Genomic DNA, 6237 nt, shown 5'->3' with positions numbered 1-6237 from the left:
CTCTGGCGCAGAATTTCACCGGTTTCGCGGTCGATCGCGCAACCCTTGACACTGCGCGCATGGACATCCAAACCGACGTAGGTACGCTTGTTCATGGCTGGAACCTCCAGACGTTCAAATGTGGCTCTACCAGTCCACACCCGCACCAGAATGCGGAACAGACCGTGGGCCGGCAACCCACGAATCTCTTTGAACCCGGGGTTCCAGTCCTACTTCAGGCAACCACCACACTTCATATTGTCTAGGGGGCGGTATCGGCGAGAAGATCAGCGATGAACTCGGCATATCTCAGCTCACCCTCGGCGTCCTCCACGGTGAGAACCGGGCGGCGACGACCATTATCGCCACGTGGATCCGCGACCAGGTGCTGGACGACGGGAGCTTGCCTCTGGGCATTCGTTTCAAGAGCAAGCATGGCGGGGGAGATTGTTGGGCGTACTGGCTGCGCCGCAGGGATGACGGACTGGACGGCGACGATATGTCCTCCGATTCGGGCGCTGCGATCCATGCCCACAATCCGGCGCTGCTGACCGTGGCGGAACGCTTGGCATCAGGATCTGGTGAGCGGGAAAATCGCCCACTCAGCCGCCGTGGCCGCCGTCAAACGTCTCTGCACCAAACGGCAACCACTGCAGCGTCGAAGCCCAATCGGTTTCGGTCGTCTCCCTGGCATCTCAAATACGGTCGATATCTTTAGTCCGTCTCGGTCCGTGCCCAGATGACGCGGCGCATCCGTTCTGGAAACTGCCCACGACGCATCTCAGACCGGACTCCGCCTCTGAGGATCAGACGGAAAATCGTGATGCACTCGAGATGCTTCCCCGTGGGAGTACGTTCAATTTCAGAAGGTGTGGAAACCAGCGATTGCGAAGACGGCAGTGGAAATAGGATGACAGCTATCCACCGACTAAAAGGGACAGGCAGCGAGTACCCGCACTGGTTGTCACGCCCTTGAGGCACATCCAGTGCACCGGCACTGGACAGCCTTCCAAGAACTCTTGTTCGGGGTTTCGGCCGGCGATATGCTCCGCATACATTTTCGGGCAACCGACATGCGTGACCATTAAACGAGGGGACTAACTGAACATGAGTCGCCGTTACCGCTCCGCCGAGTCGTTCAGGGTCAACAGACGCCATGTCAGAGCAATCGCTTGGATGATCGTACTCATGGCTGTGCTTGTCGGCTGTGGCCCAGTCGGCGACACTCAACCACCCGTATCAGCTGCAAAGCAGGCAGCATCAACTACCACTGCAAACGTGCCTCGGACGACACCGGCGGGAGTTGGCGAAACGAACGGAACCGACTGCATCACCCGTGACGAGTCAGGCCAACAAGTATGGTTTGGCGAGGCGGATCCCAGAGTGAGCGCCCTGGGAAATGCGCTTCAGGCCATCGTTGATGAGCACAACGACCAGACAACGGGGGTTGCGCTGTGCTCGCATTACGAAGGAGCAGCGATCTTTGTTGTCTCGCCCAGTGATCAGGTGCGGCAAAGCATCGCAGAAGTAGCTTCAAAATTTCCCGATCTGCAAGTGATCACCCGTACAGCCGCAGCTTCTATTTCCCAGTTGTTCGCCGCAGGTGGCAAGGTGCTCAAAAGCCCATAAATGAAGGGCCTCGTTACGGGTGTCGCCCCAGACATGTACTCAGGCGGTCTGCGCATCACCGTCGCCCAGGACAAATGGCCATTATCGGAGGATGAAAAACGCCGAATCGACGATGCCGTAGAAGCCATAAATGGTTCACGTCTGCCTCTCACCTACGAGCAGGGAGGCACGGCGGTATTGGATTGATCGACTCAAACACGGCGATCTGTTCCGCATAGGGTTGCGTTAGCGAACATCGGGGTTCCGTCGCCGCGAGTGTCCCAAGGCGAGGGCCAGTTGGTGCCTGAGGTGTTCGATTTCCGTGGAGAGCTCGCGGTTACGTTCCAAGGATGCGTTGAGGCGGGCGCGCAGGGACTCCGTGCTGGCGTTGCTTCGGCTTGCGCGGGGCTGTCGGGGCGCGCCGTCATAGCGCAGTCCGATGATGACGGCGCGCAGGTCGGCCTGGGTGTAGAGCCAGGACCGGGATACCCCGGCGGCAGCCGCTACGGCTTCGAAGGTGACGGCTCCTCCTTGCTTTTCTAGTTCACGTAATGCCGCTACGGCTTTGGAGCGCGTGAGTTCGTGCCGGCGCTCCGCAGCCTGCCGGATGTGATGGCTGTTATCTGCCCGCACGGCTGGCCTCCTCGTGCAGATGGTCAGGGTTTGAGTGCGTTTCGTTGTCGAGAGTCTGGATGATGCGGTCCAGGTTCCCGAGTACCCGTGTGTTCATTTCGGCCAGCCGCTGCTGGCCCCGGGCTTCGGCGGCGGAGATGATCTGTACGACCTGGGTCCGGTGTTCGCGGTGTTGCGGGAGGAAGTCTGCCGTGGTGATGAACATGGGACAGGTCAGGCACGCGTTGGCATGCGGGCAGGTCTTCTGCACCGGGAGACCGCAGTAGCCGTTGGGGAGCGCCTGGGTCGCCCTGCCCAGACGCTGTTTGGACCAGGCGGCCTCGGCCAGAGGGCCGTCGGGATCCAGTTCGACGACGCTGCCGGATGCGTTGACTTTCCGTGCGGCTTCCCAGTGCCGCCGGATGGTTGTATCGCTGAGTCTGGCGTAGTGGGCGGTCATCTGGTGGGAGTCGTGGTCCAGGATCCGGCGTACGACCTCCTGCGGGACGTCGAGGTTGATCAGTCTGGTGCCCAGCGTGTGGCGGAAACGGTGCGGGCTGACCACTGCAGGGCTGCCGTTTTCATCGGTGACGTTGCAGTCTTTGACCCATCGCCGAAGAGCGGTGCTGTATGAGCCTGCGCTGATGTGTCCGGCGCCGTAAACGTCCACCATGTCATGGGCGAAAAGCAGGCGTGTCCCGGAATTGCCCGTGCCGTTGACGTAGATGATCTGCTCGGCGATGGCCCGTTCGAGTTCCTCATCGATGGGGACGAGCGCCTCGCGTTTCATCTTGTGGTTCAGATACCGCAGATACGGGGCGCCGTCTTTGTCCCGGGTGATGCAGTCCCGGGTCAGGGCCACGGTGTCGCTGATCCGCAGCCCGCAACGGATCAGAATCACGGTGATCAGCCGGTGATGCGGGCTGGCCATTTTGGCGAGATTTTCGGGGTTTTCCAGCTGGGCCATGACGTGTTCACTCAGTGCCCGGGGTTGCCGGACCGTCTCTTTGGGATAGTCCTCGGTGTAAATCTGGGCCGTACTGGGCAGATCGGACACCCATCCGTGACGGCGCATGGTGAGGAGGAAGGTGTTGAACTGGCCGATCCGGATCCGGTGCGATGGTGCTCCGGCGCTGTGGGTTTGCAGGTAAGCCAGAAACCCTTCGATCACCTCCCGGTCAATGTCGGCGGTGCCGGTGACCGGGATCCTCGTTGAATCCAGAAAGGCGTTGAAGCTTTCCACGGCTTTGGTTCCCAGCACCGCGGATTCAATCGTTAACCCGGTCGTCAGCCGCCAGCGGGCCCATTGTTTGGCTAACTGCTTTAACCAGGGCCGGGTGATGTTTTCGAAGTGAATTGTGACCTGGCTGCGGGCGTTGATACCGAGGGCTCTGGCATGCCAGACATCCTTGGGAAACTCGGTATCCCACGGCCCGGCGCCCGACCCGGTCTTCCCCATGGGGCCCATCCGGAGCGGCGGTGGGTCGAAGCTGCTGTCCGCGCCAGGGACCGCTGCCGGGTTTTTTCGTGAGGGCACGGGATGCAGGGTGGTCATATCGTCACCGTCCTGGAGACGAACCAGCCCGCATCGGTCAGCGCGCGGCGGGCGTCATCGCTGGAGATGTGGGCATAGGTGTTGACCGTCGTCGTCAGGCTCGCATGGCCCAACAGTTTGGAGACCACTTCGACCGGGACGTTCTCCCGGAGCATGCGGGTGGCATAGGTGTGTCGGAACCAGTGCGGGTCAAACGCTACGCCCGTCTGCCGCCGGAGCCGCCGCACCAGGTCGTGGACGGCGGCATATGTCATTGCCTGCCCGTAGGGCCGGCCCCACAGGTTGACGAAGACGTAGTCGGAATCCAGGTCACCGTATTCGACGTCAAGGTAGTCGGCATACAGCCGGATCAGTCCGGCGCTGACGGGGACAGCGCGCGAATGGGGCGATTTTGCGCGTGCACCATTGGTGTTGTCGCGCCGGCGGATCGTGATTTCGCGTTCGGCGACGGCGATGTCCTCATGCCGGAGGCCCAGGGCTTCACCGATCCGGACACCGGCGTCGTGCAGCAGCGCGAACAGCAGCCGGTCCCGGAGGTGTCCGCACGAATCCAGAATGCTTTGGATCTCGTCGGGGGCCAGCAGGCGGGGAATCCTTGCCATCACGGGAAGCTTCACCACCCGGCGCTGTTTCGCCGCCCCCTTGCTGATGTGGTGCAGGAAGGGTTTCCACCCTCCCTGGCGGGCGCCCGGGTCCCAGCACGTGATCAGCTCGCCCAGATCAAGGCCATGGCGGGCGGCGTGCTGATAGAAGACCGCCACGGTGGAAAGCTTGCGGTTCACCGTTGCCTCACCGCAATGGTGCCCGATCGCCGGAAGAACTGAAAAGACCTGGCCACGCATGTCCGGTGGTCGCCGCAGCCACCGGATGAACGCCCCCACGTCTTCCAGCTTCACCGACTGCCAGTTATGCCCGTATTCGTCCAGGAAGACGAACCAGTCCTTCAATCGTGGGCGTGGGCCTTGATCGTGTTCGGTGACCGCTCGGTATCGGCCAGATACCGCAGATACCGCTCCGCCGGCTCCACCACTCCGATCTGGCTTATCAGAGTGAAAGACACCGCGTTGCTTGCCGGATCTAGCACCTTTGTTACCCGCATTGCCGCTCCCGTCAGCTGCCTCGTGGACGGACAAGACGCTAACCCATCCACAACGAAGCAACCAGAGCCCCAAACCCTCGTGGGTTACATGGCGGACAGCAGCCGGAGGACTAAAGATATCGATCGTATTTGAGATGCTGGAGATAGCGCCGAAATCGACTTCAGTGGGCCTCAGCCGCTGTAGTAGCTGCCGTTTGATGCAGACGGCCGTTGACAAAATGCAGGACGGTGCACGATTTGCTGACCGCACTCCCGGCTCGAAGCGGTTTAGTCGTGAAGGGCGCCAGTGGTCATGCGGTAGGAGGAGATTCCTTCGAGTTGTCTGGGTTCAACCCAGACCTGGAAGCCTTGAGCGGCTTCGAAGAGTGTCCTGGTGGACTTTTCGTCGGATGCTATCCAGATCATGGAGGAGTCGGGCATCGCGTCGTCGACGATCCCTGTGCGGATGACGTCACCATGTTTCTGGATTTCGACCGGGGCGCCGATGAGGCGTGCCCATTCGTGATGGCGGTATCTGGTCATCTCTCGTTTTCCTCGGTCTTGGTGGGCGATGCGGAAGTGGACCTGATGCGGCGTGGCCGGGGGTGGCCTCTGGGCTTATGCCACAGAGGCCACCGGTGTTTCTGTCGATGACATCCCGGCCGGGAGTCGGGGAGGTGGTGATGGCGGCGGGTTGGACGATGAGCGCCGCTGGGGTTCTTAGTTGGTGCTTGCCATGGCCGGCGCTGCTGCATGTACGGCGGAGTTCCGTATTCTCACCCGGAGATCTTCCTCGAATTTGTCGATGTCTGCGAGCCTGGTGAGGATGCCCTGGGCGCGTTCGACGGGTATGACGGCGACCCCGTCATCGTCGGCTGTGATGAGGTCGCCGGGGTTGACGACGGTGCCGCCGCAGGCCACCGGCACGGAGACGGCGCCGGGCCCGTATTTGGCGGGTCCTGCCGGTGAGGCCCCGCGGGCCCAGACGGGCAGGCCAAGTTCCCTTATTGCCGCGCGGTCGCGGGTCAGTCCGTCGATGATGACACCGGCGATGCCTTTGGCGAGGCAGATTTCGGCCAGGAGATCGCCGAATACGGCCCGTGTTGTTCCTCCGAGGGCGTTGATGACCAGCACGTCACCGGGTTCGGCGTCGTCGAGGGCGCGGTGAATGGCCAGGTTGTCGCCCTCCCGGGTCAGCACGGTCAGTGCCGGACCCACACACCGGGCGTTGGCCCATTGTGATGCGATGCCGGTGTCCATGAGGTTGAGCCGGTCCATGGCGTCACCGACATTGGCTGTGGGGTACCTCTTCAGGCTTTTGATGAGCCCTGAGGGAGCGTTGGTTGGACGGGGGCTGACGGTGAGTGATTTGGTTGATGCGTCGATAAACATGGTGTCTCTCGCT

The 6237-nt window shown here is 61.7% G+C and carries 8 protein-coding genes; 2 read left to right on the top strand and 6 right to left on the bottom strand.

From position 1 onward, the window contains the following. Nucleotides 1-241 precede the first annotated feature (241 nt). Complete coding sequence (locus tag AC1DRO_RS04555; protein WP_476949988.1) at nucleotides 242-415, bottom strand: hypothetical protein; 174 nt, start codon at nucleotides 413-415, stop codon at nucleotides 242-244. A gap of 752 nt (nucleotides 416-1167) precedes the next feature. Between AC1DRO_RS04555 and AC1DRO_RS04550 the strand changes: the two genes are divergently transcribed. Continuing rightward, the gene (locus AC1DRO_RS04550) at nucleotides 1168-1608 is read left to right on the top strand and encodes a hypothetical protein (RefSeq protein WP_476949987.1); all 441 of its coding nucleotides are present in this window, start codon (nucleotides 1168-1170) and stop codon (nucleotides 1606-1608) included. Continuing rightward, nucleotides 1609-1794: a hypothetical protein gene (locus AC1DRO_RS04545; protein ID WP_476949986.1), complete on the top strand. Its 186-nt coding sequence runs from the start codon at nucleotides 1609-1611 to the stop codon at nucleotides 1792-1794. 39 nt (nucleotides 1795-1833) lie between these two features. Here the strand turns inward: AC1DRO_RS04545 and AC1DRO_RS04540 are convergent, their stop codons facing one another. From AC1DRO_RS04540 to AC1DRO_RS04520, 5 genes are all read right to left on the bottom strand, one after another. Further along, nucleotides 1834-2220, bottom strand: a complete 387-nt coding sequence (locus tag AC1DRO_RS04540; RefSeq protein ID WP_476949985.1) for a DUF6262 family protein — start codon at nucleotides 2218-2220, stop codon at nucleotides 1834-1836. Beyond that, nucleotides 2207-3754: a tyrosine-type recombinase/integrase gene (locus AC1DRO_RS04535; RefSeq protein WP_476949984.1), complete on the bottom strand. Its 1548-nt coding sequence runs from the start codon at nucleotides 3752-3754 to the stop codon at nucleotides 2207-2209. The genes AC1DRO_RS04540 and AC1DRO_RS04535 overlap by 14 nt, the downstream gene beginning before the upstream one ends. Then, nucleotides 3751-4701 (bottom strand): tyrosine-type recombinase/integrase, encoded by a 951-nt coding sequence (locus AC1DRO_RS04530; protein ID WP_476949983.1) that lies wholly within the window; start codon nucleotides 4699-4701, stop codon nucleotides 3751-3753. Before AC1DRO_RS04530 ends, AC1DRO_RS04535 begins: the two co-directional genes overlap by 4 nt. Nucleotides 4702-5120: 419 nt before the next feature. Further along, nucleotides 5121-5375, bottom strand: coding sequence for a hypothetical protein (locus tag AC1DRO_RS04525; protein ID WP_243181388.1), 255 nt, complete (start codon nucleotides 5373-5375; stop codon nucleotides 5121-5123). Nucleotides 5376-5552: 177 nt separating this feature from the next. Beyond that, nucleotides 5553-6224, bottom strand: a complete 672-nt coding sequence (locus AC1DRO_RS04520) for an RraA family protein (protein ID WP_243181389.1) — start codon at nucleotides 6222-6224, stop codon at nucleotides 5553-5555. Between the last annotated feature and the right edge of the window lie 13 nt (nucleotides 6225-6237).

The organism is Arthrobacter sp. P4_F11 (genome assembly GCF_056401395.1).
The sequence above is the reverse complement of the archived record's forward strand: the minus strand, read 5'-3'. Positions and strand labels throughout refer to the sequence as shown.